The organism is Melissospora conviva (assembly GCF_049523535.1).
GTDB classification, from domain to species: Bacteria; Actinomycetota; Actinomycetes; order Mycobacteriales; family Micromonosporaceae; genus Melissospora; species Melissospora conviva.
In genome coordinates this window covers 83671-109899 of record NZ_JBLLDT010000003.1, presented here as the reverse complement: position 1 = coordinate 109899, position 26229 = coordinate 83671, and the positions used below count along the sequence as shown (strand labels likewise).

27 protein-coding genes, 2 tRNA genes and 1 pseudogene are annotated in these 26229 nt (G+C 72.8%); 12 read left to right on the top strand and 18 right to left on the bottom strand.

All coding sequences use genetic code 11. The features are described 5' to 3' along the window. Nucleotides 1-273 precede the first annotated feature (273 nt). Entirely contained in the window at nt 274-1026 is a 753-nt protein-coding gene (locus ACK8GG_RS09935) for a hypothetical protein (protein WP_440353434.1), read from the top strand. 69 nt (nt 1027-1095) lie between these two features. Here ACK8GG_RS09935 and recG read toward each other — a convergent pair whose 3' ends face one another. Both recG and ACK8GG_RS09925 read right to left on the bottom strand, forming a co-directional pair. Further along, nucleotides 1096-3291, bottom strand: a complete 2196-nt coding sequence (gene recG, locus ACK8GG_RS09930; RefSeq protein WP_440356136.1) for an ATP-dependent DNA helicase RecG — start codon at nt 3289-3291, stop codon at nt 1096-1098. After that, nucleotides 3288-5030 carry a DAK2 domain-containing protein gene (locus ACK8GG_RS09925; RefSeq protein WP_440356135.1) on the bottom strand — a complete coding sequence of 581 codons (1743 nt, stop codon included), beginning with the start codon at nt 5028-5030 and terminating at the stop codon, nt 3288-3290. The genes recG and ACK8GG_RS09925 overlap by 4 nt, the downstream gene beginning before the upstream one ends. Before the next feature lie 168 nt (nt 5031-5198). On the opposite strand from ACK8GG_RS09925, the gene rpmB reads away from it, so the two are divergent. Next, nucleotides 5199-5390, top strand: coding sequence for a 50S ribosomal protein L28 (gene rpmB, locus ACK8GG_RS09920; protein WP_046569512.1), 192 nt, complete (start codon nt 5199-5201; stop codon nt 5388-5390). A gap of 153 nt (nt 5391-5543) precedes the next feature. Here the strand turns inward: rpmB and ACK8GG_RS09915 are convergent, their stop codons facing one another. Both ACK8GG_RS09915 and ACK8GG_RS09910 read right to left on the bottom strand, forming a co-directional pair. Beyond that, nucleotides 5544-6005: a GNAT family N-acetyltransferase gene (locus tag ACK8GG_RS09915; RefSeq protein WP_440356134.1), complete on the bottom strand. Its 462-nt coding sequence runs from the start codon at nt 6003-6005 to the stop codon at nt 5544-5546. Between the two features lie 44 nt (nt 6006-6049). Then, entirely contained in the window at nt 6050-6988 is a 939-nt protein-coding gene (locus ACK8GG_RS09910) for a thiamine-phosphate kinase (RefSeq protein ID WP_440356133.1), read from the bottom strand. A gap of 104 nt (nt 6989-7092) precedes the next feature. Here ACK8GG_RS09910 and ACK8GG_RS09905 point away from each other — a divergent pair, with 104 nt between their 5' ends. Beyond that, complete coding sequence (locus ACK8GG_RS09905) at nt 7093-7326, top strand: Lrp/AsnC family transcriptional regulator (protein ID WP_440349921.1); 234 nt, start codon at nt 7093-7095, stop codon at nt 7324-7326. 21 nt (nt 7327-7347) lie between these two features. Continuing rightward, nucleotides 7348-7965 carry a DUF3515 family protein gene (locus ACK8GG_RS09900; RefSeq protein ID WP_440353878.1) on the top strand — a complete coding sequence of 206 codons (618 nt, stop codon included), beginning with the start codon at nt 7348-7350 and terminating at the stop codon, nt 7963-7965. A gap of 76 nt (nt 7966-8041) precedes the next feature. Here the strand turns inward: ACK8GG_RS09900 and ACK8GG_RS09895 are convergent, their stop codons facing one another. The 4 genes from ACK8GG_RS09895 to ACK8GG_RS09880 form a co-directional block, all read right to left on the bottom strand. Further along, nucleotides 8042-9118 carry a D-alanine--D-alanine ligase family protein gene (locus tag ACK8GG_RS09895; RefSeq protein ID WP_440356264.1) on the bottom strand — a complete coding sequence of 359 codons (1077 nt, stop codon included), beginning with the start codon at nt 9116-9118 and terminating at the stop codon, nt 8042-8044. A gap of 241 nt (nt 9119-9359) precedes the next feature. After that, complete coding sequence (locus tag ACK8GG_RS09890) at nt 9360-10484, bottom strand: cystathionine gamma-lyase (RefSeq protein ID WP_440356132.1); 1125 nt, start codon at nt 10482-10484, stop codon at nt 9360-9362. A gap of 2 nt (nt 10485-10486) precedes the next feature. After that, nucleotides 10487-11485, bottom strand: a complete 999-nt coding sequence (locus ACK8GG_RS09885) for an NAD(P)H-dependent glycerol-3-phosphate dehydrogenase (protein ID WP_440349919.1) — start codon at nt 11483-11485, stop codon at nt 10487-10489. Beyond that, a complete protein-coding gene (locus ACK8GG_RS09880) occupies nt 11482-12225 on the bottom strand; it encodes a lysophospholipid acyltransferase family protein (protein WP_440349918.1) in 744 nt (247 codons plus the stop codon). Before ACK8GG_RS09880 ends, ACK8GG_RS09885 begins: the two co-directional genes overlap by 4 nt. Before the next feature lie 229 nt (nt 12226-12454). Here ACK8GG_RS09880 and cofC point away from each other — a divergent pair, with 229 nt between their 5' ends. From cofC to ACK8GG_RS09860, 4 genes and pseudogenes are all read left to right on the top strand, one after another. Then, a complete protein-coding gene (gene cofC, locus ACK8GG_RS09875) occupies nt 12455-13069 on the top strand; it encodes a 2-phospho-L-lactate guanylyltransferase (protein ID WP_440356263.1) in 615 nt (204 codons plus the stop codon). A gap of 123 nt (nt 13070-13192) precedes the next feature. Beyond that, entirely contained in the window at nt 13193-13390 is a 198-nt protein-coding gene (locus ACK8GG_RS09870; protein ID WP_440349917.1) for a cold-shock protein, read from the top strand. An 81-nt stretch (nt 13391-13471) separates the two neighbouring features. Then, a pseudogene (locus ACK8GG_RS09865) lies at nt 13472-15595 on the top strand (RNA degradosome polyphosphate kinase); the annotation flags it as partial. 35 nt (nt 15596-15630) lie between these two features. Then, entirely contained in the window at nt 15631-16533 is a 903-nt protein-coding gene (locus ACK8GG_RS09860) for an NUDIX hydrolase (RefSeq protein WP_440349916.1), read from the top strand. 84 nt (nt 16534-16617) lie between these two features. On the opposite strand, the gene ACK8GG_RS09855 is transcribed toward ACK8GG_RS09860, so the two are convergent. The 3 genes from ACK8GG_RS09855 to leuC all read right to left on the bottom strand — a co-directional run bounded on the left by ACK8GG_RS09855 (nt 16618) and on the right by leuC (nt 19423). Beyond that, nucleotides 16618-17184, bottom strand: coding sequence for an HU family DNA-binding protein (locus ACK8GG_RS09855; protein ID WP_440349915.1), 567 nt, complete (start codon nt 17182-17184; stop codon nt 16618-16620). Between the two features lie 183 nt (nt 17185-17367). Continuing rightward, complete coding sequence (gene leuD / locus ACK8GG_RS09850; RefSeq protein ID WP_440349914.1) at nt 17368-17955, bottom strand: 3-isopropylmalate dehydratase small subunit; 588 nt, start codon at nt 17953-17955, stop codon at nt 17368-17370. A gap of 13 nt (nt 17956-17968) precedes the next feature. Further along, the gene (gene leuC, locus ACK8GG_RS09845; RefSeq protein WP_440353427.1) at nt 17969-19423 is read right to left on the bottom strand and encodes a 3-isopropylmalate dehydratase large subunit; all 1455 of its coding nucleotides are present in this window, start codon (nt 19421-19423) and stop codon (nt 17969-17971) included. Between the two features lie 49 nt (nt 19424-19472). Here leuC and ACK8GG_RS09840 point away from each other — a divergent pair, with 49 nt between their 5' ends. Beyond that, a complete protein-coding gene (locus tag ACK8GG_RS09840) occupies nt 19473-20159 on the top strand; it encodes an IclR family transcriptional regulator (protein ID WP_440350301.1) in 687 nt (228 codons plus the stop codon). A gap of 62 nt (nt 20160-20221) precedes the next feature. On the opposite strand, the gene ACK8GG_RS09835 is transcribed toward ACK8GG_RS09840, so the two are convergent. From ACK8GG_RS09835 to ACK8GG_RS09825, 3 genes are all read right to left on the bottom strand, one after another. Further along, nucleotides 20222-20294 (bottom strand) — tRNA-Glu (locus ACK8GG_RS09835). Between the two features lie 135 nt (nt 20295-20429). Then, nucleotides 20430-20501: transfer RNA gene (locus tag ACK8GG_RS09830), tRNA-Gln, on the bottom strand. 131 nt (nt 20502-20632) lie between these two features. After that, the gene (locus ACK8GG_RS09825) at nt 20633-21433 is read right to left on the bottom strand and encodes a fumarylacetoacetate hydrolase family protein (RefSeq protein WP_440349912.1); all 801 of its coding nucleotides are present in this window, start codon (nt 21431-21433) and stop codon (nt 20633-20635) included. 144 nt (nt 21434-21577) lie between these two features. On the opposite strand from ACK8GG_RS09825, the gene ACK8GG_RS09820 reads away from it, so the two are divergent. Both ACK8GG_RS09820 and ACK8GG_RS09815 read left to right on the top strand, forming a co-directional pair. Next, nucleotides 21578-22423 (top strand): hypothetical protein, encoded by an 846-nt coding sequence (locus ACK8GG_RS09820; protein ID WP_440356131.1) that lies wholly within the window; start codon nt 21578-21580, stop codon nt 22421-22423. A 34-nt stretch (nt 22424-22457) separates the two neighbouring features. Further along, nucleotides 22458-23351: a 3-methyladenine DNA glycosylase gene (locus tag ACK8GG_RS09815; protein WP_440356130.1), complete on the top strand. Its 894-nt coding sequence runs from the start codon at nt 22458-22460 to the stop codon at nt 23349-23351. Here ACK8GG_RS09815 and ACK8GG_RS09810 read toward each other — a convergent pair. Beyond that, nucleotides 23348-23656: a hypothetical protein gene (locus tag ACK8GG_RS09810; RefSeq protein ID WP_440353424.1), complete on the bottom strand. Its 309-nt coding sequence runs from the start codon at nt 23654-23656 to the stop codon at nt 23348-23350. The genes ACK8GG_RS09815 and ACK8GG_RS09810 overlap by 4 nt on opposite strands. 150 nt (nt 23657-23806) lie before the next feature. Then, nucleotides 23807-24172: a winged helix-turn-helix transcriptional regulator gene (locus ACK8GG_RS09805; RefSeq protein WP_440356129.1), complete on the bottom strand. Its 366-nt coding sequence runs from the start codon at nt 24170-24172 to the stop codon at nt 23807-23809. 105 nt (nt 24173-24277) lie between these two features. Here ACK8GG_RS09805 and ACK8GG_RS09800 point away from each other — a divergent pair, with 105 nt between their 5' ends. Next, nucleotides 24278-24892: a malonic semialdehyde reductase gene (locus ACK8GG_RS09800; protein ID WP_440349907.1), complete on the top strand. Its 615-nt coding sequence runs from the start codon at nt 24278-24280 to the stop codon at nt 24890-24892. Between the two features lie 36 nt (nt 24893-24928). Here ACK8GG_RS09800 and arfB read toward each other — a convergent pair whose 3' ends face one another. Then, a complete protein-coding gene (arfB, locus tag ACK8GG_RS09795) occupies nt 24929-25354 on the bottom strand; it encodes an alternative ribosome rescue aminoacyl-tRNA hydrolase ArfB (protein ID WP_440349906.1) in 426 nt (141 codons plus the stop codon). A gap of 23 nt (nt 25355-25377) precedes the next feature. Beyond that, nucleotides 25378-26214, bottom strand: a complete 837-nt coding sequence (locus ACK8GG_RS09790) for a S1C family serine protease (protein ID WP_440353421.1) — start codon at nt 26212-26214, stop codon at nt 25378-25380. Nucleotides 26215-26229 lie beyond the last annotated feature (15 nt).

Sequence of the window (26229 nt, the reverse complement as noted above, 5' to 3'; positions counted from 1 at the left end):
CCTTTTTGCCGGTCGCCCATCGGCGGGCGACCGTGACCGGCAAGGACGAGTTCACGACAGCTGGGTCAGCTGATCACAACAGGCAGTGACGAAAGATCACGGATAGGTATCGCCTTCCTTTCAGGAACCTGAAAGTCATGCCTGTTCATCGATATGGTGGCTCGCGGTGCGGCCGACGTGCCGGCGGGCGGCAAGCCCGCCGAGCTGCACAATCCCTTCGACGGCCCACAGCGCACCTGAACGATCATTGATCCCTCGTCCAGTGGAGTAGACGTGAACCGTCTCAAGTCCTCGATGCAGCGCACCGCGGCCGTCGCCGTCGCGCTGCTCATCGGTGTGTCCGGCGTGGCGCTGACCGCAGGCGCCGCCGCCGCCACCGACCGGAACCCGCACCACACGAACGGGCACAAGATCGAACACCGCGGCTGGTGCAAGCCGAAGCACCCCAAGCCGACCAAGTCCCCGACGCCGAGCCCCTCGTCCCCGAGCGCCAGCCCGACGCCGAGCGAGAGCCCCAGCGAGTCGCCGACACCGAGCCCGACCGCCTCCACCACCCCGGAGCCGACGCCCACTCCCGAACCGACCGCCACCCCGGAGCCGACCGGCACCCCGGGCCCCGAACCGACCGGCACGCCCGCGCCGGGTGAACCGATCGACACCCTGATCCACACCTGCGACGAGATGGTCTTCCAGCTGGAGATCCCCGCCGACGGTGCGGCGATGACCGTGGTGCTCACCCCCAACCGGGGCGAGGCGAAGACGCTGAGCGTCAAGCCCGGCGAGGTCGACCACGTCTCCTTCGCCACCTTCGACGGCCTGGTCGTGACGCCCTCGCTGGCCGACGGCACCGAGGGCGACCCCATCGCCTGGGAACGGCCGGCGGAGTGCGACGGCGGCACCGGCGGAGGTCTGCCGGTGACCGGCGCCGCCGCCGGTGGCCTGGCCGCCGCCGCTGCCCTGCTGCTCGCCGCCGGTGGCGCGCTCTTCCTGATGGCCCGCCGCCGCCGGATCAGCTTCACCGCCTGACCGGTACGCCGATCGGCACGACGGGGCGGGTGACCTCCGGGTCGCCCGCCCCGCTCGCCGCGCAGGGCCTCAGCCCTTTTCCAGGTACTCCGCGCGCTCGGCGTCGACCAGGGCCGCGACCGACGCCGCCAGCGCCGGGTGCCGCACCAGCTCCGGGTCCTCGCCGACCAGCTCCGCCGCCTCGGCCCGGGCGTCGCGGATCAGGTCGGCGTCCTTCAACAGCGACAGCAGCCGCAGATGCGAGCGCCGTCCCGACTGCGTCGCGCCGAGCACGTCCCCCTCGCGGCGCTGCTCCAGGTCCAGCTCGGCCAACTTGAACCCGTCCACCGTGGAGGCGACCGCGTCGAGTCGTTCCCGGGCCGGCGAACCCTCCAGCGCCTCGGTGACCAGCAGGCAGAGGCCGGCGGCGGAGCCCCGGCCCACCCGGCCCCGCAGCTGGTGCAGCTGCGACATGCCGAACCGGTCGGCGTCCAGCACGATCATCACGGTGGCGTTCGGCACGTCGACGCCGACCTCGATCACGGTAGTCGCCACCAGCACGTCCAGCTCGCCGGCGGCGAAGCCGCGCATCACGGCGTCCTTCTCGTCGGCCGGCAGCCGGCCGTGCAGGAGGCCGATCCGCAGCCCGTGCAGCGGGCCCTCCGCCAGCAGCGGCGCCACCTCGGTCACCGCCAACGGCGGCCGGCGACCCGAGTCGTCGGCCGGCGGCTCCTCCTCCGAGGCCCCGGCCTCGCCGATGCGCGGGCAGACGATGTACGCCTGGTGACCGGCGGCCACCTCTTCCTTCAGCCGCCGCCAGGCTCGGTCCAGAAAGGTCGGCTTCTCCGCTGCCGGCACGACGTGCGACGCGATCGGCGAGCGCCCCTTCGGCAGTTGCGACAGGGTCGAGACCTCCAGGTCGCCGTAGACGGTCATCGCCACCGTGCGCGGGATCGGCGTCGCGGTCATCACCAGGACGTGCGGCGGTTGCGCGGCCTTGGCCCGCAGCGCGTCGCGCTGCTCGACCCCGAAGCGGTGCTGCTCGTCGACGACCACCAGCCCCAGGTCGGCGAACTCCACCCCCTCGTAGAGCAGAGCGTGCGTACCGATCACGATTCCGGCGCGGCCGGAGGAGATCTCCTCCTGGGCCCGGCGGCGCGCGGCCGCCCCAAGCGACCCGGTCAGCAGCTCCACCCGGGTGCCGGCGACGTCGCCGTCCAACTCACCGGCACGGCCGAGCGGGCCCAGCAGGTCCCGCATCCCCCGGTGATGCTGGGCGGCCAGCACCTCGGTGGGCGCCAGCAGCACCGCCTGCCCGCCGGCGTCGACCACCTGCAGCATCGCCCGCAGCGCACAGACCGTCTTGCCGGAACCCACCTCACCCTGCAGCAGCCGGTGCATCGGATGCGCCGTGCCCAGATCCTCGGCGATCTCCTCGCCGACCCGGCGCTGGCCGTCGGTCAGCTCGTACGGCAGCCGGTCGTCGAAGGCCGCGAGGACGCCGTCGGGGCGTAGCGGACGGGGACGCGCCGGGGAGGCGGAAGCGCGGAGCTTGCGCTGCACCAGGGTCAGCTGCACGGCGAACGCCTCGTCCCACTTGAGCCGGTGCCGCGCCCGGTACAGCGCCTCCGTGCTGGTCGGCCGGTGGATCTCCCGCAGGGCGTCGCCGAGCCCCATCAGCTTCCGCTCGCCCCGCACTGTCACCGGCAGCGGATCCTCGGGCATCGTCACGGTGTCCAGCACCACCCGTACGCAGCGGGCGATCACCCAGGTCGGCACCGCCGCCGCAGCCGGGTAGACCGGGATCAGCGCTCCGGCGAACTCCTCGATCTCCTCGGTTGCGGCCTCCCCGTCGCCGGTCTCGCCGAGCAGCACGTACTCGGGGCCGTTGAGCTGCCGTGCGCCGCGGAACTCGGTGACCTTGCCGGCGAAGAGCCCCCACCGGCCGGGGCGCAGCTCGCGCTCCCGCCAGGCCTGGTTGCCGAAGAAGGTCAGCGTCAGCTGGCCACCGGAGCCGTCGGTGACGACAACCTCCAGCAGGCTGCCGCGCCGCTGGCGCATCGGCCGTACGGTCGTGCGCTGCACCTGGCCCAGGACGGTGACCTGCTCGCCGACGTCCAGGGCGCGGATGTCGGTGTGCTGGCCGCGCTCGTCATAGCGGCGCGGGAAGTGGTAGATCAGGTCGCCCGCGGTGTGCAGGTCGAGCCGGTCGGCGAGGGCCTTGGCCGTCTTCGCCCCCACCAGGGTCTTCAGCGGCGTGTCGGTGCCGCTCGCCACGACGGTCATTCCACCCCCACCAGCAGCGGATAGTCCGGTTGGCCGCCGACGAAGCACTGCACCTCGACAAAGGGCCAACGGTTGCGCAGGTACTCGTGGACGGCCTCGCCGAGCCCGGCGGGGGCCCGCTCCCCGACGAGCAGGGTGACCAGTTCCCCGCCGCCGCCGAGCATCCGGTCCAGCAGGGCGATCGCCGTCGCGGGCAGGTCGGCGCCGATCAGGTGCACCTCCCCCTCGACCAGGGCCAGCACGTCACCGGGCCCGCACGCGCCGGCGACCGTCAGCGCCTCGCGCGAGGCGACGCAGAGGGCCGCGGACCGGCACGCCCCGGCCGCCTCGGCCATCGCGATGACGTCGTCGTCGAAGCGCCGGCCCGGATCGCGGACGGCCAGCGCCGCGAGTGCCTGCACCGGCGAGCGGGTCGGCACCACGCTGACCTTGATGCCGAGCGACCGCGCCTCCTGGGCGGCCTCGGCCGCGATCTCCTGCCCCGGCCCGTCGTCGGGCAGGACGACGACCTTGGCGGCGCCGGTGTCCCGGATCGCCGCCAGCAGCTCCCCCGCGGTGGGGCCGCCGGGAATCACCACGGCGCCCTCGGCGGCGAAGAGCTCCGCCACCCCGTCCCCGGTGGCGATCACCACCGCCGCCCGGGCTGCCTGATCCGGCCCGACCGGCCCCACCGGGGCCAGCTGATCGGCGAAGCGGGTCACCGAGATCTGGTACGGCTGGCCGGCGGCCACCGCCGCCTCGACCGCCGCCCCGACGTCGTTGACGTGCACGTGCACATTCCAGGTGGTGGACGCCGCGGCCGTCGGGCCGTCGCCGACGACCACCAGCGAGTCACCGAGGGCCGCCAGCGTCGCCCGCAGATCGCGTACGGCCGGTTCGTCGGCGGTGAGCAGGAACTGGACCTCGTAGGCGAACTCGGGCGAGCCGGTCTCCCGTACCGCGGTGAGCGGGGCCCGGGGCGGGGTGGGGACGGTCGGCGACCGCACCGGGCGTTCCCCGGTGATCACCTCGACCAGGGTGTCGAGCAGCAGGCAGAGGCCCCTGCCCCCGGCGTCCACCACGCCAGCGTCGGCAAGCAGCGAGAGCTGCTGCGGGGTCCGGGCCAGGGCCTCCGCCGCGCCGGTCGCCGCGGCGCGCGCCACCACCCGCAGGTCGTGGCTGGCGGTCTGTTCGGCGGCGTCCGCGGCGGCGGCGACCACGCTCAGCAGCGTCCCCTCCACCGGCCGGGCGACCGCGGAGTATGCGGCGACGGTGGCGCCGCGCAGTCCGTCGGCCAGCGCCCGCCCGTCGACGGTCTGCGCGGCGCAGACGGCTTCGGCCAGGCCCCGCAGGATCTGCGACAGGATCACTCCGGAGTTGCCGCGGGCGCCGTGCAGCGCGCCGCGGGCGAGCAGCCGCAGCGCGGCACCCGCCCCGCCCGGGTCGGCACCGTCCGGACCTCCGCCGGAGGCCGGCGCGGCGCTGTGGTCCTGTGTGCGCGCGGGCGCGGCACTGTGGTCCTGTGTGCGCGCGGGCGCGGCGCTGTGGTCCTCGGTGCGCGGCGACGCGGCGACGCCGGCCAGGCCGTCGGTGAGGGCCTGCGCGGCGGCGGTGAAGGTCAGCACCATGTTGGTGCCGGTGTCGCCGTCGGGCACCGGGTAGACGTTGAGCCGGTCGATCTCGCCCTGATGACGTTTCAACGCCGCCAGCCCACCCACGCACCACCGGCGTACGGCTGTCCCGTCGAGAGTCTCCAGCACGGCGAGAAGCCTACTGGCGCGCACCGACGATCGCTGCGGACCGGGCCGCCGGCGGGTGCCCGGTGGAGGCGATTGGCCGTGGGCTGGGCGGATCGGGTAACCTGACCAGGTTGTCTGGGCAGCGCCTGCCCGCGACCTCTCGAACGTATCAATTCTCAGGAGTATCCCGTGGCTAGCGTGTGCGACGTCTGTGGCAAGGGACCGGGCTTCGGCCACAACGTGCCGTGGTCGAAGAAGAAGACCAACCGCCGCTGGAACCCCAACATCCAGTCGGTGCGTACCCCGGCCGGTGGCGGGACGACCAAGAAGCTGCAGGTCTGCACCTCCTGCATCAAGGCCGGCAAGGTCACCCGCGCCTGACGCGCGGGCCTTCGCCCTCCACCTTCACAAAGCTCGGCCATTGCCGGCGGATCCGCTGATCCGTCGGCAATGTCGCGTTCATCCGACACGGTGGGTGGCCACGGTCGTGACGACCGCGGCCACCCATCGGCGTTGAAACCGGCCCCCGCCGGGCTAGAGGACCCGGCCGAACGAGATGCAACCCGGGTGGTCCCGGTGGTGGCCGAAGTTGGGGATGCGGTCGTACCCGGCCGACGCGTAGAGCGCCAGCGCCTCCGGCTGCCGGTCACCGGACTCCAGGTAGAGCCGCTTGAAGCCGCGTTCGCGTGCCGAGTCCTCGGCGGCCCGCAGCAGCGCCCGCGCGGCACCACGGCCCCGGGCCTGCGGGCGGATGAACATCCGCTTCAGCTCGACGATCTCGGTGTCGTGCGTCCGCCAGCCGGTGCAGCCGAGCGCCTCGCCGTCGGCGAAGGCGACCAGGAACTCGCCCTGCGGCGGCGTGAACTGGGTCTGGTCGATCGGCGCGCCGTCGCCGTCTCCCCCGTACCGGATGATCAACTCGGCGACCGCCTCCGCGATCAACTGCTGGGCCACCGGGTCGGCGTACGGCACGGGCCGGATCTCGATCTCACTCACCCGCACAGGCTACGAGCGGCGCGCCGGGTTGGATGCGACCGACGTCACCGGAAGTGATCCCAGCCGCCCCGCCCCTCGTACGCGTCGCCGTCGACCGTCACCCCGGAGCCGTCCAGCACCCGGCCGATCGGCCGCCAGCCCTCCGGCAGCTCCACCGATTCCCCGAAGGTGGCGGCCAGGGCGTGGTCCTCACCACCGGCCAGCACCCACGTGTACGGGTCGACACCGAGCGCCCGCGCCGCGTCGGCCATCTGCCGGGGCACCTCGAAGGCGTCCCGTCGCAGGTCCACCCGGACTCCGCTGGCCGCGGCGACGTGCCCGAGGTCCTGCACCAGACCGTCCGAGACGTCGATCATGGAGGTGGCGCCGGCCGCGGCCGCAGCAGGACCCGCCTGGTACGGCACCTGTGGCCGCCGGTACGCCTCCACCAGCAGCTTGGGAGTGCGGAAACCGCGGGAGAGAACGGTCAGACCGGCCGCGGCGTACCCGATCCGGCCGCAGAGGGCGACAACGTCGCCGGCCCGGGCGCCGGAGCGCAGCACCGGGTCCCGCCCCTGCAGATCACCGAGCGCGGTGACCGCGACGGTGAGCACGGAGCTGGCGGACATGTCGCCGCCGACCACCCCGGCGCCGACCTTCGCCGCCTCGTCGCCGATGCCGCCGGCCAGCTCCTCCGCCCAGCTGACGTCCAGGTCCCGCGGGGCGCAGAAGCCGACCAGCAACGCGGTCGGCACCGCACCCATCGCCGCGATGTCGGCGAGGTTCGCCGCCGCCGCCCGGTGCCCCACATCGCGTGCGGTGGACCAGTCGCGCCGGAAATGCCGCCCCTCCACCAGCACGTCGGTGGAGGCGACCACCCGGCCGTCGGCGGCCCGCACCACTGCGGCGTCGTCACCCGGGCCGAGCAGACAGTTGACACCGGTCTGCCCCCGGGCGGTGACCCGGGCGATCAGGCCGAACTCGCCGGTCGTCGTGATGCTCATGCCTGCTCGCTCATCGCAGCTCCTTGACCACCGATACGGATCACACCTGGTGCGTAAGGTAGTTTCACCCTCTAGCCGCCCGGGCGGCGGACGGGAGTCGGATCATGGTTCAGGCGTACATCCTCATCCAGACCGAAGTCGGCAAGGCCCGTGAGGTCGCCGGCGAGATCGCCGAACTCCCTGGAATCGTCCGGGTGGACGCAGTCACCGGGCCGTACGACGTGGTGGTGCTGACCGAAGCCCGCACCGTCGACGAGCTCGGCAACCTGATCGTCAGCAAGGTGCAGTTGGTGCCCGGCATCACTCGCACACTCACATGTTCGGTGGTGCGCCTGTAAGTGGACCAGAACAACTCTCCAATCGACGAGAACAGCCCGGGCGAGTCGCGAAAATCCCCCGCGGAGTCCCCGGCCACCGACCGCGGCACCCGCCAGGCGGCACTGATCGCGACGCTGATCGCACTGCCGGTGACGGTGGCCGTGGCGGTCTTCGCCTTCGTGCAGCTGCGCCCCGACACCCCGGAGCCGGCACCGGCGCCCACCACCGCGGCCCCGCAGGCTGCCTCCACCGTGCCGGTGGAGATCGCCGCACCGGAGCTGACCGAACGGCAGGCCGTCGTCTGCCGGGCGTTGCTGTCGCAGCTGCCGCCCCAGATCCAGGACCTCCCGCAGCGACCGGTCAGTGCCGGCGCCGAGCAGAACGCCGCCTACGGCGACCCGGCGCTCACCGTCGCCTGCGGCGTGGCGCCGGTCGACGTGCCGCCCCTTGACGACGTCTACCTCGTCAACCGGGTCTGCTGGTACGGCAGCACCGACGCCGACGGCACCCGGCTGACCACCCTGGACCGGGAGGTTCCGGTGCAGGTCTGGGTCCCGGCCACCTACGGCAGCGCGTTGCAGCGGGTCAGCGGCATCTCGGAGACCATCATCGAGACGGTCCCCTCCGGCGGCAACCCGCCGCAGGGCTGCACGGGCTGACAAACACAGAGATCACACGAAGCCGTGCCCCGGTCCGGGGCACGGCTTCGTTTTGTCATCCTGCACGTGGCGACGGTCAGCGCGGCCCCACACCGTTGGTCAGGGCCAGCCGGATCAGCCGGTCGACGAGCTTCGGGTACTCGAGCCCCGAGGCGGCCCACATCCGGGGGAACATCGACGTCGGCGTGAAGCCCGGCATCGTGTTGATCTCGTTGAGGTAGACCTGCAGGTCGGGGGTGACGAAGAAGTCGGCCCGCGCCAGCCCGGCGCAGTCGAGCGCGGCGAAGGCCCGCGCGGCGTACTGCTGCACCCGTGCGGTGACCTCCGCCGGCAGGCCGGCCGGGATGTCGTACTCGCAGGCGTCGTCGAGGTACTTCGCCTCGAAGTCGTAGAAGTCGTGGTCGGTGACGACCCGCACCTCGGCCAGCACCGAGGCCTCCGGCGCGCCGCCGGCCTCGCCCTCCAGCACGCCGCACTCGATCTCGCGCCCCACGATCGCCGCCTCGACGAGCACCTTCGGGTCGATCTCGCGGGCGGTGGCGACAGCGGCGTCCAGATCCGCCCAGTCGGTGACCCTGGTGATGCCGAAGGAGGAGCCGGCCCGGGACGGCTTGACGAAGACCGGCAGCCCCAGCCGCTCCTTCTCCGCCGCGCTGAGCGTGACCCCGTTGCGCAGCACCGCGTACGGGCCGACGGGGATGCCCTCGAGCGCGCAGAGCTTCTTAGTGAACTCCTTGTCCATCGCCGCCGCGGAGGCGAAGACACCGGAGCCGACGTACGGGATGCCACTCATCTCCAGCAGGCCCTGGATGGTGCCGTCCTCGCCGTAGGCGCCGTGCAGCACCGGGAAGACCACGTCGACGCCGGCGAGGGCGCGCGGGCCCTCGGCGGCGTCCAGGACCATCAGGCCGTTGCCGGTCGGATCGGCGGGGAGCACCACGGCGTTGCCACTGCCGGCCGTGATCTCCGGCAGCCGCCGGTCGGCGATGGCGAGGTGCCCGGCCGCGTCGTCGGCGAGTACCCACTGGCCGGCTCGGGTGATGCCGACCGGCACCACCTCGAACTCGTCCGGGTCCAGGGCGGCGAGCAGCGATCCCGCGCTGACGCAGGAGATGCCGTGCTCGGGGCTGCGCCCGCCGAAGACCACCGCCACGCGGGTCTTGCCTGAGCTGGTCACAGAGTCACCTTTCATCGCGGCTTCGTCACCAGAAGCGGAGCGGAGGCCCCGGACGGCGCCGGATTTTGCCGCCCCGGTGTCCGATTGGCCCGCTCACCGGGGAGACCCTACTCTGCGTGGCCGCCGTACGGGTCTGAGCCCGGCACCCTGCGGTATAGCCCAACAACGAGTAGGCAAACCGGATACCTACCGCTACGGGGACCTTGCCGACCCGCTCTCAGCGGCTCGCGTCGAGGGCGGCGCGGAGGTCGGCGACGAGGTCGGCGGTGTCCTCCACCCCGCAGGAGAGACGGACGAAACCCGGCGGGGTGTCGTCGCCCCACTGCTCCCGCCGGTCGGCGCTGGTGTGCACCCCGCCGAAGGAGGTGGCGGCGGCGATCAACCGGGACGCGCCGAGGAAACGTCCGACCCGCTCGGCGCTGCCGAGGTCGAAGGAGACGATGCCCGGGATGCGGCGCATCTGCCGCGCGGCGACGGCGTACGACGGGTCGCCCGGCAGGCCGGGCCAGCGCAGCCCGGACAGATCCGGGCGCTGCGCCAGCGCGGCGGCGACGGCGGCGGCGTTGGCGCTCTGCCGGGCCAGCCGCAGGTCCATGGTGGCCAGTGAGCGGTGCGCCAGCCAGGAGTCGAAGGCGCCCGGGATCGCGCCGCCGAGGGTCCGCCAGCTGGTGAGGCGCTCCAGCAGCACGGTGTCGCGGGTCGCCACGTAGCCCAGGAGCAGGTCGGCGTGGCCGGTCAGCGCCTTGGTCCCGGAGGCGACCACCAGATCCGCGCCGAGCTCCAGCGGGCGCTGCCCGAGCGGCGTAGCGGTGGTGTTGTCGACCGCCACCAGCGCCCCGGCGGCGTGTGCCCGCTGCGCCACCGCTGCGATGTCGGCCACGTCCAGCCCGGGGTTGCTCGGGGTCTCCAGCAGCACCAGCCGCACCCCGTCGAAGGAGGGGTACGGCCCGGCGGTGGGCACGAAGTGGACGGTCACGCCAAGCTCGGCGAGGGTGCCGGTGGCCAGCGAACGCAGCGGGTAGTAGCCGTCGGCGGGCAGCAGCGCGGTGTCGCCGGGGCGCAGCACGGTCAGCAGGGCCCCGCTGATCGCCGCCATTCCGCTGGCGAAGACGCGGCAGTCGCCGCCCTCCAGCGAGCCGATCGCCTCCTCCAGCAGCCGGCGGGTCGGGTTGTCGGGGCGGCCGTAGCCGTTCGCCGCCGCCCGCGGGCCCTCGACCGGGTCGAGGTGGTAGGTGGCGGCGAGGACCGGACCGGGCAGGAACGGCTCACCGGGTACCGCGTCGGGCAGTCCCGCGTGGACGCAGCGGGTCCCGTCGCCGTACTCCGCTCGGGTGCCGGGCATCGTCACTCCGGTTTCGTGGTGCGGCTCATCAGCAGCGTCATCGCCGTCTTCGGGTCGGCACCCTCGTGGCAGACCCGCTCGACCTGTTCGATGATCGGCATCTCCACGCCGTGGGCCCGGGCCAGGTCGCGGATGGCGAGGCAGCTCTTGACGCCCTCGGCGGTCTGCCGGGTGGCGATCTGCGCCTGTGCCAGGCTCTCCCCGCGGCCCAGGTGCTCACCGAAGGTGCGGTTGCGGGCCATCGGCGAGGAGCAGCTGGCGACGAGGTCACCGAGCCCGGCGAGGCCGGCGAAGGTGAGCGGGTCCGCGCCGAGCGCCACCCCGAGGCGGGAGGTTTCGGCCAGGCCACGCGTGATCAGCATGGCGCGGGTGTTGTCGCCGAGCCCCATCGCCACCGCCATGCCGTACGCCAAGGCGATGACGTTCTTGACGGCGCCGCCCAGCTCGCAGCCGATGACGTCGTCATTGGTGTACGGCCGGAAGTAGCCGGTGGTGATCGACTTCTGGACCAGGGTGGCGCGTTCCAGATCCGAGCAGGCGACAACGGTCGCCGCCGGCTGCTCGGCGGCGATCTCCGGTGCGAGATTCGGCCCGGAGACCACCACGACCCGGTCGGCGGGGACCCCGGCGGTCTCCATGATCACTTCGCTCATCCGCTTGGTGGTGCCGAGCTCGATCCCCTTCATCAGCGACACCAGCGTGGCGTCGGCGTCGATGTGGGCGCGCCACTCGGCGAGGTTGCCGCGCAACGTCTGCGACGGCACCGCGAGCACCACCATGTCGGCGCCGGCGACCGCCTTCACGGCGTCCCCGGTGGCGGTGATCTGCTCCGGCAGCGTGATCCCCGGCAGGTACTCCGGGTTGCCACGCCCGCCGCGGATCGCCTCGGCGACCTCCTCACGGCGCGCCCAGACCACCACGTCCCGGCCGGCGTCGGCGAGCACCTTGGCGAAGGCGCAGCCCCACGAACCGGCGCCGAGGACCGCGACGTGTCCGCTCATGCCGTACCTCCCTGCGGTTGACCGACCTCACCGCGCGGATCTTCGCGCGGCCTTTCCCACAACGGTGGCGGGGTCTCCCCGCGGATCTCGGCGAGCAGGTCCCGGACGGCAAGCATGATCTGGTCGGTCATCTCCTCGAGCACCTCGCGGGTCGGCTGAGCGCCGGCCCAGCGGCTGAGATCGACGGGTGCGCCGGCGGCGACGGTGACCGGGCGGCGGGGACGCAGGTTCACGCCGCCGCCACGCGGGTCGGCCATCAGCTGCGGCCCCCACATCGCCAGCGGGATGACCGGGGCGCCGGTGGCCAGCGCCAGCCGGGCCGCGCCGGTCTTGCCGCGCATCGGCCAGAGCTGCGGCTCCTTGGTGATCGTGCCCTCCGGATAGATGATCACCGCGCCGCCGGCGTCGAGGGCGGCGATCAACCGGTCGAGGGAACGGGCCGCCTCGACCGAGCCGCGCTCGACCGGGATCTGCTGGACCTTGTGCAGGATCGCGCCCATCAGCGGGATCCTGAACAGGGATGCCTTCGCCAGGTACTGCGGCCAGCGCCCGTTGTCGTAGATGAAGTGGGCCGACACGATCGGGTCGGTGGGCGCGAGGTGATTGGGCACGATGATGATGCCGCCCTCACGGGCCAGCTCCTCGGCCCCCAGCCACGTCCGCCGGGTCCAGACGGTGACCACCGGTTTGATCAGCACGACCGCGAACCGGCGCCAGAACCCCAGCTTCCGCCGTCCCACGTCACCCCCCGTGTCCCGTGCCGCCATCGCCGGCCGGCTGCCGCCTGCGTGCCGGCTGCCGTCGCCGGACGGCTTTCGTTTGTGTACTGGCAGTGTCACTGCCACGAAATCATGCCCGTTGCGATGCGTTCCGGCTAGCGCGGGTCTGTCCAGGGCCGCCCTGTGACCGCGCGCACCCCGACCCGGCTGGCAGGATCATGGGGTGCGCGAACCGAGCTGGACCCTACTGATGCCGGTCAAGCGCCTCACCGTGGCCAAGAGCCGGTTGCGGGGCGCGCTGGACGGGGTGCCCCACGAGAAGCTGGCCCTGGCGCTGGCCCGGGACACCGTGACCGCGGCACTGCTCGCCCCCGGGGTCGACGAGGTCTGGGTGATCACCGACGACGACCGGGTCGCGCACTCCCTCGGGCCGGCGGGGGCCCGGATCGTCGACGACACCCCGGACGAGGGTCTCAACCCGGCCCTGCGGCACGGTGCCGCACTCGCCGGCGGTCGCCCGGTCGCCGTCCTCACCGCCGACCTGCCCGCGCTGCGCCCGGAGGAGCTCGCCGACGCGCTCGGCCAGGCGGCCGGCGCCGACACCCGGCGGTACGCCGCCGACGCCCTCGGCACCGGCACCGTGCTGCTCACCGCGGCGGCGGGTACGCCGCTGCAGCCCCGGTTCGGTCCCGGCTCCGCCCAGGCCCACGCCGCTACCGGCGCGTTGCCGCTGACCGGGGCGTGGCCGAGCCTGCGCCGCGACGTGGACACCCCGGCCGACCTCGCCGCCGCCGCCCGGCTGGGGCTCGGCGCGCACACCGCCGAACTGCTGCGCGCCGCCCCACCCGTACGCGCCGGCGGCTGAGCCGCGGACCTGCCGCACCGCCGGGCCATGCAACCGCCGAGGGCGCAGTCACGGATCCGCCGCACGGCCCCGCCCTCCCAATCGTCGGCGGCCGCTGCCCGTGCCGGGTGTACGGTGCTGGACATGCAGGGCACGGTGGCGACCTTCGACGCGCAGACCCGGTGCGGCACGCTGCTGCTCGACGACGGCACCGAGGTGTCCTACCCGGCGGCGGCGTTCGACGCGTCGGGGCTGCGCCTGCTGCGGCTCGGTCAGCGGCTCACGGTCGAACGCGACGCCGACGGGTCGGTGCTGCGCCTGACCATGCCCGGCCTGCACTGAGCAGCCGCAGCACCCACTGATCACTGGCAGTGGGCGCGCCGTTCACCCGCGGCGCGTGATGATGGACGGGTGGACACCGAACAGGCCCGCGCCGCACGCCCCGCCGAGCCGCCGCCGGCGACCCGGTCCGGCGACGAGCCGCTGCCACCGGACCGTTTCCTCAACCGCGAGCTCTCCTGGCTCGACTTCAACGCCCGCGTCCTCGCCCTGGCCGAGGATCCCCGCTTCCCGCTGCTGGAACGGGTCAAGTTCCTGGCGATCTTCGCCGGCAATCTGGACGAGTTCTACATGGTCCGCGTCGCCGGGCTGAAACGACGGCTGCAGGCCGGGCTGCCGCTGCGCGGCGGGGACCGGATGCCGCTGCGCACCCAGCTGGAACGGGTCACCGCGCGCGCCGCCGAGCTGGTCGAGCGGCACGCCCGCTGCTTCGCCGAGGAGATCCTGCCGGCGCTGGCGGCCGAGGAGATCCACCTGATCCGCTGGGACGAGGTGGCGCCACGGGAACGGCAACGGCTGGGCGACTACTTCCGGGACCAGATCTTTCCGGTGCTCACCCCGCTCGCCGTCGACCCGGCGCACCCCTTCCCCTACATCTCCGGGCGGTCGCTGAACCTCGCGGTGGCGGTGCGCGACCCCGACGACGGCCCGGAACTCTTCGCCCGGGTCAAGGTGCCGGACAACGTCCCCCGCTTCGTACGGATCGACCCGGGCGCGCCCGGCCTGCGCTTCCTGCCCGTGGAGGACCTGATCGCCAGCCACCTGGGGCAGCTCTTCCCCGGGATGCGCATCGTCGACTGCCACCCGTTCCGGGTCACCCGCAACGCCGACGTCGAGGTCGACGAGGACCGCGACGAGGATCTGCTGCAGGCCCTGGAACGGCAGCTGGCCCGGCGCCGCTTCGGCCCGGCCGTACGGCTGGAGGCCGCCGCCTCGATGTCGGCGCGGATGCTGGACCTGATCGTGCGGGAGCTGGACATGGACGACCAGGACGTCCAGCGGGTCCCCGGCCTGCTGGACCTCTCGGCGCTCTGGCGGCTGCACGACGAGTGCGACCGGCCCGACCTCAAGGACCCGCCGTTCGTGCCGGCCAGCCACCCCCGGCTGGTCGACGGCGAGGTCCCCCGCAGCGTCTTCGCGACCCTGCGCGACGGGGACGTCCTCGTGCACCATCCGTACCACTCCTTCGCCACCAGCGTGCAGCGCTTCATCGAGCAGGCCGCCGCCGATCCGCAGGTGCTGGCCATCAAGCAGACGCTCTACCGCACCAGCGGCGACTCGCCGATCGTCGACGCCCTCATCGACGCGGCGGCGGCCGGCAAGCAGGTGGTGGTGCTGGTGGAGGTGAAGGCCCGCTTCGACGAGGTCGCCAACATCGGCTGGGCGCGCATGCTGGAACGGGCCGGCTGCCACGTCGTGTACGGCATGGTCGGCCTGAAGACGCACACCAAGACCGCGCTGGTGGTGCGCCAGGAAGGCGGGGGGATCCGCCGCTACTGCCACATCGGCACGGGCAACTACCACCCGAAGACCGCCCGGCTCTACGAGGACCTCGGCCTGCTCACCGCCGATCCGGAGGTCGGCGCGGATCTGACCGACCTGTTCAACGTTCTGACGGGCTACAGCCGGCAGACGGCGTACCGGCGGTTGCTGGTGGCGCCGCGGGGCGTGCGCAGCGGGCTGGTGGCCCGCATCGAGGAGCAGACCGAACGGGCCCGCGCCGGGGCGGCGGCCCTGGTGCAGTTCAAGGTGAACGCCCTGGTCGACGAGGGGGTCGTCGACGCCCTCTACCGGGCGTCGCGGGCCGGGGTGCGGGTGGACCTGCTGGTCCGCGGGATGTGCACGCTGCGGCCGGGCGTACCGGGGTTGTCCGAGCGGATCCGGGTGCGCTCGGTGCTGGGCCGCTTCCTGGAACACTCGCGCATCTTCCGCTTCGGCGCCGGTGCCGACGCCGAGATCTGGATCGGCTCGGCGGATCTGATGCACCGCAACCTGGACCGGCGGGTGGAGGCACTGGTACGCGTCACCGACGCCACCGCCCGCCAGGATCTGCTGTCGTTGCTGGACACGTCGCTCGGCGATGGCGTGGAGGCGTTCGAACTGGCTGCCGACGGCTCCTGGCACCGGCTCACCGACACCGCCGCGCACCCTCGGCAGGAGCTGCACGCCCTGCTGCTGGAGCGGGTGGGCGGCGAACGGGGGAGCTGACCCGCGACGGCGGGCCCGGCCACTACGCTGACCTGGTGATCGCGTTCCGACGGGGCTCCCGGTCCGCCGTGACCCCGCCCGCGGTCCGCGCCGCCGGCGGGGTGGTGTGGCGACCGGGCGCGACCGGCGTCGAGATCTGCCTGGTCCACCGGCCGCGGCGGGACGACTGGTCGCTGCCGAAGGGCAAGTGCGAGGCGGGCGAGCCGGCGCTGCTGGCCGCGATCCGCGAGGTCGCCGAGGAGGCCGACGTCCGGGCCGTGCCGCAGCTGCGGCTGCCTTCGGCGCGTTACCTCAGCGACGGGCTGCCCAAGACGGTCGACTACTGGTCGCTGCGCGCGGTCGGCAGCGGCGGTTTCCAGCCCGGCGAGGTCGACGGGATCCGCTGGATGCCGGTCTCCGCCGCCCTGGCGATGGTCACCTATCCCCGGGACCGCGAGGTGATCCGGGCCTTCACGGCCGCGCCGGTGGTGACCTGCACGGTCGCGCTGGTGCGGCACGCCGACGCCGGACGACGCGGCACCTGGTCCGGTCCGGACAGCGCCCGTCCGCTGACCGGGCGGGGCGTCACCGAGGCCGGCCGGCTGGCGCGGCTGGCGGCGGCGATCGAGCCGCGGCTGCTGCTGAGCGCGTCGGCGCGGCGCTGCGTACAGACTCTGGCGCCGCTGGCCGAGCTGCTCGACCTGCCGGTGCGGGTACAGGGCGACTTCGACGAGCCGGCGCCCGGGCAGGACCGGGACGAGAAGGCGCTGGCCGCGGCGGACCGGCTGGTGGAGATCGCCGAGCAGTCGGTGCCGGCCGTGGTCTGCGGCCAGGGGCGGGTGCTGCCGCAGACCCTGGCCTGTCTCGCCGGCCGCGACGGCGATTTCCGCACCGCCAAAGGGGGCGGCTGGCTGCTCGCCTTCGCCGGACCGCGCCTGGTCGCGGCAGACCGGCTCTGACGCCGCCGGCCGGCCCCCGCTCCGGCGGGTTCCACGACGAAGGGCGCCCACCGCGGCGGTGGACGCCCCTGGCCGCGAGCTGATTCAGCGTCGTGCGGTCTTCTTCGCCGGCGCCTTCTTGGCGGCCGTCGACTTCGCCGCGGTGGTCTTCTTGGCGGGCGCCTTCTTGGCCGCCGTGGACTTGGCGGCCGTGGACTTCGTCGCGGCCGACGTCGCCGTGGTCTTCTTCGCGGCGGCCTTGGCCGTCGTCGACTTCGTGGTGGCCTTCTTCGCCGGCGCGGACTTCGCGGTCGACTTGGTCGCCGGTGCGGTCTTCCTGGCGGTGGTGGCCTTGGCCGTTGCCGCCTTCTTCGCCGGGGCGGCGGCCTTGGGTGCCTTGCCGCTGGCAACCATCTCCTTGAACACCGAGCCCGGACGGAATGTCGGCACGGATGTCTTCTTGACCTTCACCGCCTCTCCGGTACGCGGGTTGCGGGCTGTTCGGGCGGCCCGGGCACGCTTCTCGAAGGCTCCGAAACCGGTGATGGCCACCCGTTCGCCCTTGGTTACCGCTCCTTGGATTTCGGCGAGGACCGCGTCGAGCGCCGCCGTCGCCGTCTTCCGGTCCCCGAGGCGGACGGTGAGCGCCTCGATGAGCTCGGCCTTGTTCACGACTTCCTCCCGATTGTGCAATGGACTCGACGCGAGTCATTCTGCGCGCACGGTATGCCCGGTAGTACCGAGACACAAACATCTACCGGAAAAATGGCCTTGTGTCCCAAGGAAAATCGCCCCCACCGGCTTGCACCGGTGGGGGCGAATTGTCCGCCGGGCAGGCGGATCGGCGGTCAGCGGTCAGCCGACGACCGGCAGGAACGACGGCCGGGTCGCTTCGAACGCCGTGATCGCCTCCTCGTGGCGGAGGGTGAGTCCAATGTCGTCCAGGCCCTCCATCAGCCGCCACCGGCTGAAGTCGTCCAGCGGGAACGACCAGGCGTCGGCGCCGACGCGTACCTGGCGGGCGTCCAGGTCGACGGTCACCTCGGTGTGCGGGTCGGCCTCGATACGCCGCCACAGCTCCTCGACCACCGGCGATTCCAGCTCGACCGGCAGCAGCCCTTCCTTCAGGGAGTTGCCGCGGAAGATGTCGCCGAAGCGGGGCGAGATGACGGCCCGGAACCCGAAGTCGCGCAGCGCCCAGACCGCGTGCTCCCGGGAGGAACCGGTGCCGAAGTCCGGTCCGGCGACGAGAATCGACGCGCCGGAATAGACGGGGTGGTTGAGAACGAAGTCCTCGTCCTCACGCCAGCGACTGAACAGGCCGTCTTCGAAACCGGTCTTGGTCACCCTTTTGAGGTACTCCGCCGGCACGATCTGGTCGGTGTCCACATTCGAGCGCCGCAGCGGAGCGGCGATCCCGGTGTGCGTGGTGAACTTCTGCATCAGTGGTTGCCCTTCACAGATCTGCGGGAGCGGCCAGCCGGCCGAGCACGGCGGTGGCGGCGGCGACCGGGGGCGAGACCAGGTGGGTACGCGCGCCCCGCCCCTGCCGGCCCTCGAAGTTGCGGTTGGAGGTGGAGGCGGACCGCTGCCCCGGCTGGAGGTTGTCCGGGTTCATGCCCAGACACATCGAGCAGCCGGCGAAGCGCCACTCCGCCCCCGCCTCGGTGAAGAGCTCGTGGAGCCCTTCGGCCTCGGCTGCGGCGCGAACGGCCTCCGAGCCGGGCACGACCAGCATGCGTACGCCGTCGGCGACCTTGCGGCCCCGCAGCACGTCCGCGGCGGCGCGGAGGTCCTCGAGGCGGCCGTTGGTGCAGGATCCGACGAAGACCACGTCGATGCCGATGGAGTTCATCGGGGTGCCGGCGGCGAGGTCCATGTACTCCAGCGCGCGGCGCGCGCCGACCTGCTCCGACTCGTCGCTGAAGTCCTCCGGCGCCGGCACGACGCCGTTGAGCGGCGCGCCCTGGCCCGGGTTGGTGCCCCAGGTGACGAAGGGGGTGACCTTGCTCGCGTCGAGGGTCACCTCGGTGTCGAAGACCGCGTCGGCGTCGGTGTGCAGCGTGCGCCAGTACTCCAGGGCGGCGTCCCAGTCGGCGCCCTTCGGCGCGTGCGGGCGGTCCTTGAGGTACGCGAAGGTGGTCTCGTCCGGCGCGATCATGCCGGCCTTGGCGCCCCACTCGATGGACATGTTCGCGATCGTCATGCGCCCCTCCATCGAGAGGTCGCGGATCGCCTCGCCGCGGTACTCGACGATGTGGCCGCGGCCGCCGCCGGTGCCGACCTGGGTGATCAGGGCCAGCACCAGGTCCTTGGCGGTGACGCCGGGGGCGAGCTTGCCGATGACGTTGACCGCCATGGTCTTCGGCTTGGCCTGGGGCAGCGTCTGGGTGGCGAGCACGTGCTCGACCTCGCTGGTGCCGATGCCGAAGGCGATCGCACCGAAGGCGCCGTGGGTGGCGGTGTGGGAGTCACCGCAGACGATCGTCAGGCCGGGCTGGGTGAGTCCGAGCTGCGGGCCGATGACGTGCACGATGCCCTGGTTGGCGTCGCCGAGCGGCAGCAGCTTGACGCCGAACTCGGCGCAGTTGCGGCGCAGCGTCTCGATCTGCGTACGCGAGATCGGGTCGGCGATCGTGAGCAGGTCGCCGCGTCGCTTGCTGAACTCGGGGTTGGTGTACCCGGTCGGGGTGTTGTGGTCCTCGGTCGCGAGGGTGAGGTCGGTACGACGCACCGGGCGCCCCGCCATCCGCAGGCCGTCGTAGGCCTGCGGGCTGGTCACTTCGTGGAGCAGGTGCAGGTCGATGTAGAGAAGATCCGGTTCACCCTCCGCGGATCGCACCGTATGGGCATCCCAGACCTTTTCGGCCAGGGTCCTCGGCTTGGTTGGCTGCGGAGTGACTCCCACCATCTGGACATCCTAAATTCTGGGAGGTATGTTTCGGCTTGTGGGACACAGTATGAGCGGTGTCGGCGTTCTCGACAAGGCGGTTGTCATTTTGGCCGCATGTGTCGACGGCGCCAGCCTTGCCGAACTAGTCGAACGAACCAAACTCCCCCGGGCGACCGCGCACCGGTTGGCGCAGGCCTTGGAGATTCACCGGATGCTCGTCCGGGACAGCCAGGGACGCTGGCGCCCCGGGCCGCGCCTCGGTGAGCTGGCCAACTCCGCCCCGGACGTGCTGCTGACGGCGGCCGAGCCGCTGCTGGCCGCGCTGCGGGACGCGACCGGGGAGAGCGCCCAGCTCTACCTGCGCCGCGCCGACGAGCGGATCTGCGTGGCCGCCGCCGAACGGGCCAGTGGGCTGCGGGACACCGTCCCGGTCGGGGCCGTGCTCCCGATGACGGCCGGCTCCGCGGCCCAGGTGCTGCTCGCCTGGGAACCGCCGGAGGCGGTGATGCCGCTGCTGCCCCGCTGCAAGTTCACCGGGCGCGCCCTGGCCGAGGTACGGCGGCGCGGCTGGGCGCAGAGCGTGGCCGAACGGGAAGCGGGAGTGGCCAGCGTCTCGGCGCCGATCCGTGACCGCACCGGGCGGGTGATCGCCTCGATCAGCGTCTCCGGCCCGATAGAGCGCCTCGGCCGGCGTCCCGGCGAGCGCCACGCGATGGCGGTCATCCGGGCCGGGCAACGGCTCAGTGGGCTGTAGGAGCGAGGACCCCCGAAAACGAACCGGCCCGCCACGGAGGTGGCGGGCCGGTTCTCAATCTGTAGCCCCGACCGGATTCGAACCGGCGCTACCGCCTTGAGAGGGCGGCGTCCTAGGCCGCTAGACGACGGGGCCAGAACTTTTCCTTCGTCACCCTTCCGGGTGACGCTGCTGAACTTTACCAGAGATCTTTTCCGTCCCCCCGAGGGGGTCGCGGTGGTGCTCTCCAGCAAAAACCAGCGACCGATGTCCCTTGCGGAACATCGGCAGCTGGGGTACCAGGACTCGAACCTAGACTAACTGAACCAGAATCAGTTGGGCTGCCAATTACCCCATACCCCATTGGCGCCTTGCGGCGTCGGAAAAGAACATTACTCCACCCGGCACCGCTGCGCCAAACCGACCCGGACAACCCGCTCTGACCTGGGGTTTTACCTCGCCGCCGACCGTCACGGCCGACGGCGGGGACTCAGCTAGAGCGCGACAACCGGGTTGATCAGTTCGCCGATGCCGTCGATGCGCACGGTGACGATATCCCCGTCCGCCAGCGGGCTAACCCCCGCCGGCGTGCCGGTCAGCACCACGTCACCGGGGAGCAGCGTCATCACGTGTGAGACGTACGACACCAACGCCGGCACGTCGAAGACCATGTCCCGGGTCCGGCCGAGCTGGCGCACCTCCATCTCCTCCGGGTTGCGCCCCACCTCGCAGCGGACCTCCAGGTCCCGCACGTCCAGCCCGGTGGAGATCCATGGGCCGATCGGGCAGAACGAGTCGAACCCCTTGGCGCGGGTCCACTGACCATCGGAGCGCTGCAGGTCCCGGGCGGTCACGTCGTTGGCGCAGGTGTAGCCGAAGATCGCCTTTTCGGCGGCGGCCCGGTCGGCCCGGCGGGCACCGGGCGGCCCGATCACCACGGCCAGCTCCGCCTCGTGCTCCACCTGCTTGGAGAAGATCGGCAGCCGGATCGCGTCCCGCGGCCCGATCACCGACGTCGAGGGCTTGAGGAAGAGCAGCGGCTCGGCCGGCACCTCGGCGCCGTGCTCGGCGGCGTGCTCGGCGTAGTTACGCCCGACACAAACCACCTTGCTGGGCAGAATCGGCGAGAGCAGCCGTACGTCCGACAGCGCCCAGCGGGCACCGGTGAAGCGGATCTCGCCGAACGGATGGCCGTCGATCTCGGCGACGGTCAGACCCGCCGCCGCACCCCCCGGCTCCCCCTCGACGACCCCGAACGACATTCCCTTGGCATGAGCAAAACGAGCGATACGCACAGTGCCAATCTAGTCTCACCCGCCGCTCGGGCACGGGCTGCCGCACTGGCGCGGAGACCAGCGTCGCAGCCGGCGCCGGTTTGCGGGCTTTCCGCCCCCGGGGCCCGGCGGCTTCTCTAGCCTCGGTGCCGGAGGTTCCTCGTCATGCCCGCACCCATCCGCACGGTCACCGCGGCGTTCGCCGGGCTCCTCGGCTCGCTGCTCGTCACCGCCGCACCGGTCAACGCCGCGCCCATGGCGGCCGCCGCCGAACAGGACGCGCCGTTCTGGCGGCAGCCACCGGTCATCCTCGGCGCCACCGGGCTCCTGCTCGTCCTCGCCGGCCTCCTCGGCTGGCTCTGGCAGCGCCGCCGGACCCGGCGCCCGGCCGCGCCGCCGCCGGCGCGCCCGCCGGACCTCGGCGGGGCCGTCGCCGCCCAGCGGATCCGGCGCGGCACGGTCTATCCCCTGCCGGGAACACCGAAGCCGGCGGCCGCGCGACGCCGGCCCCCGGTCTGGGCCACCGTGGCGATCGCCCTCGGCCTGCTCGCCGGACTCGCCGGCGGCGCGATCCTGGCCGCGACCGGGCCGATGGGCGGGATGCGGGCGAACGCCCAGCCGACAGCGGGAGCGTGGGTCGGCCTCAGCGCGGTCGGCCAGATCGGCACCCCGCTGCGGGAATCAGCCTTCGAATTCACCGTCCGCGGTCTCGACTGCGACGGCGGCGGCCGCTGCCGGGCGACGGTGGACGTGCAGAACCTCACACCGGAGAAGCAGCGCTGGTACGCCCCGATGCAGCGTGCCTACCTGCCCGACGGGGAGTGGGTCACCGCCGACGAGGCGGCCACCAGGGCTGCCAACAACGGCCGGGACGTCTTCGCCGAGCCGCTCGCCCCCGGGCAGCGGGTGACGCTGCCGCTGGTCTTCAGCACCGACCCGGCGAAGCGGCCGAGCCATCTGGAGCTGCGCAGCGGAGTCTTCTCCTCCGGCGTGCGGGTCAACGTGCCCTGAGAGTGCGCCGCCGCCCGGTCGTACGCTGGTGGGCGTGACCGCCGCTCTCGCTTTCGCCACCGTGCTCGACGCGGCGCGGTGGCGTGCCCGGCAGGCGGCGCACGCCGCCCGCGCCGACGCCCTGACCGCCGGACACCGCGCCCGCCGGGCCGCCGGCGCCCGGCACGCCATCGACGACTTCCTCTACGACTACTACGGCACCCGGCCGGCCGTGCTGCGCCGCTGGCACCCCGGCGCCGGCGTCGCCCTTGCCCCCGACCCCGCGGAGCCCACCCCGCACGCCGGCTGGCGCTGGTACGCCACCGACGCCGACGGCACCGTCGGGCTCGACCGCGCCGCGTTCCTGGCCGACCGGGGCGAGTCGGTGCGCTACATCCACGGGTTGCTGAGCGCGATCGCGTCCCGCCCGGCGTACACGGGGTGTTTCGGGCTGCACGAGTGGGCGATGGTCTACCGGCAGCGCGAGCACCGGCATCCGCTGCCACTGCGGCTGGGGCAGGAGGGCACCGACGCGGTGGTGCAGGCGCACCAGATCCGCTGCACGCACTTCGACGCGTACCGCTTCTTCACGCCGGAGGCGGCGCCGCGCAACGCGTACCGGCCGACCCGCGACACCCAGGCGGAGCTGGATCAGCCAGGCTGTCTGCACGCCTCGATGGACTGCCACAAGTGGGCTACGAAGCTGGGGCCGGCCGTCCCCGGCGAGCTGGCCCTGGACTGCTTCGAACTGGCCCGTGACATCCGGCTGCTGGACATGCGCGCCTCGCCCTACGACCTGTCCTCCTACGACGAGGCGCCGGTGGCGATCGAGACCCCGGAGGGCAAGACGGAGTACGCCGCACAGCAGCGTGGGTTCGCCGCCCGCGCCGGGGTGCTGCGGGCCGGGCTGATCGCCGTCTGCGAGACGCTGCTCGCCCCCACCGGCTAGCGGTCGCGCGGGCTCGGGGCGGGCTCGGCGCTGCCGGTCGGGGTGGGGGCAGGCTGGGTGGTCTCCTCCTCGTCGGGGGCGACGGCGGCGAAGACGACCGCGGCAACCAGCACGAGCGTCACCAGCCCGGCCTTGGTGGTGGCGGCGCGCAGCAGCCGCCAGGCGTTGCGGCGGGCGCCGGGGACAGCGCCCTTCGCCGTCCGGAAGTCGGCGAAGCCGCGCTTGGCGCGGGCGACGGCCATGCCGAGGGTGACCCCGATGACCAGGCCGATGCCGAGGAGAACCGCGATGAGAGGTCTTTCCACCCTCGCGAGTATCCATACCGGCGGATGATGGCGTAAGCCCTGGGTGGAGTTTCGGCCATCTGTCCGAGATCGACCGGCACGATCAGCCACCAACCGGACACCGTGGAGGGTCGCGGTGGCGCAGTCGCCCGAGCCCAGCGTCGAGCGCCGTCAGCCGGCGGGCGTGGCGGGCAGGTGGTCGCGGGCCCAGTCGGCGAGGGCGGCGAGGGCGGGCACCAGCGCCTGCCCCCGGGCCGTGAGCTGGTAGCTGACCCCGATCGGCGGGCCCTCCCGGACGGTGCGGCTGATCAACCCGAGGGTGGTCAGCTCGTTGAGCCGGTCCGACAGGACCGACTCGCTGATGCCCGGCAGGGTGCGACCGAGCTCGGCGAAGCCGGCCGGCCCTTCGGCGAGGGCGCCGATCAGCACTCCGTTCCAGCGCTTGCCCAGGAATCCGAAGACGCGCAGCAGAGCTTCGTCACAGGTGCGCGCCGCAGCTGCGCAGGCGTGCGGTACGTCGCTCTTGGCCACCGTCATGGACCCAAGGTTACGCGACCCTGCAAGAGACAATCGACTAGGAAATTACTAGCTGCTACTCTTGTCACAGCAACCAGGCTTCTCTCGCCTTCAGGAAGGCCCAAAATGACCTCGAACGACGCCGCCGCACTGATCACCCTGCACCCCGAAGCCCAGGCGCAACTCTTCAGCGACGCCCGGACCGCCAACAGCTTCACCGACGAGCCGGTCACCGACGAGCAGCTGCGCGCGATCTACGAGCTGGCGAAGTTCCCGCCCACCGCCGCCAACACCCAGCCGCTGCGGATCCTCTTCGTCCGCCCCGGCGAGGGCCGCGAGCGGCTCGTGCGCCACATGAGCGAGGGAAACCAGGCCAAGACCGGCAGCGCCCCGATGGTCGCCGTGCTCGCCGCCGACGCCGACTTCCACGAGTTCATCCCCAAGGTCTTCCCGATCCGCCCGGAGATGCGCGACCATTTCGCCGGCGATCCCGAGGGCCGCGAGCAGATGGCCCGCTTCAACGCCGCACTGCAGATCGGCTACTTCCTGCTCGCCGTCCGGGCCGCCGGGCTGGCCGCCGGTCCGATGGCCGGCTTCGACGCCGCTGGTGTCGACAAGGAGTTCTTCGCCGACCGCAACTGGAAGTCGCTGCTGGTGGTCAACATCGGCAAGCCCGGCGAGAACGCCTGGTTCGACCGGCTCCCGCGCCTGGACTACGACGAGGTCGTCACGCACGTCTGAGCCGCGCCACGCCGCGGCGCCGGGCAGCGCCGCGGCTCACTCCCCGTCGACGCGCCGGTCCCGCTTACGCTGGGACCGGCGCTTCTTCTCGTCCAGCCGCCGCTGCTTGGCGCCCCGAGAGGGCTTGGTGGGCCGCCGCGGCGGTGGCGGCGGCGCCACCGCGTCGCGCAGCAGCGCGGCGAGCCGGGCCCGCGCCGCCTCCCGGTTCGCCAGCTGCGCCCGGTGCTCGCTGGCCGCGATCGTGATCACACCGTCGACCAGCCGGCCCGCGAGGCGCTCGGCCGCCCGCGCCCGCAGGAACTCCGGCAGGGTCGGCGACCCGGCCACGTCGAAGCTCAGCTCCACCCGCGAGTCGGTGGTGTTGACCCCCTGGCCACCCGGCCCGGAGGAACGGGAGAAGCGCTCCCTCAGCTCACCGGCCGGGATCACCAGCCGGTCGGTCACACGCAGGTCGTCGCTCACGGGTCGAGGCTAGCCGGTACGGATCAACCGCCCTTGCCGATGATCGTGTCCGCGGTCTGCTGCACCTGGTCGATCGGGATGGCGAACCCGATACCGATCGAACCGTTCCCGTCGAGCGTGGCGATCGCGGTGTTCACCCCGACCACCTCCCCCCGGGTGTTGACCAGCGGACCACCCGAGTTGCCCGGGTTGATCGAGGCGTCGGTCTGCACCGCGGTGTGCCGGCTGTTGCGCAGCCGTACCTGGCGGTCAAGAGCGCTGACGATGCCGGCGGTGACCGTGCCGGAGAGCCCCAGCGGCGACCCGACCGCCAGCACCGACTCCCCCACCCGGGTGGTGCCCGGCTTCGCCAGCGGCAACGGCGTCAGCCCGGTCGAGGCCGGCACCTGCAGCACCGCGATGTCGCTGGCCGGATCCCGCCCCACCACCTCGGCCGCCAGCCGCCGGCCGGCGGAGGTCTCGACGACGACGGTGCCGCCACCGGCCCGCTCCACGATGTGATCGTTGGTGACGATGTGCTGCTCGCCGTCGATCGCGAAGCCCGACCCGCTGCCTCCCTGTACCAGCACCGAGACCACCCCCGGCACCGTCTTCTCGGCCGCCTCGATCAGCTGCGGGGAGATCCCCGCCCCGGCGGCCGGCGCCGCCTCCGGTTGCTCCTGGCTCCCCGTCACCCCGCCAGCGAGACCACCGGCGACGGTGGAGAGCGCGATCACCGCCACCGCGGAGAGGAGCCACCGGCGCCGGGACGGCTCGTCGGGCTGCTGCTGCCCACCCGTACGGCCGGCGCTGTCGCCCTCCATCTCGGGTGAGAGGAACCACGGACCCCGCGGCTCGCCCAGTCCGGTCTGCACTGCCATCGTCCGCTCCTCGTC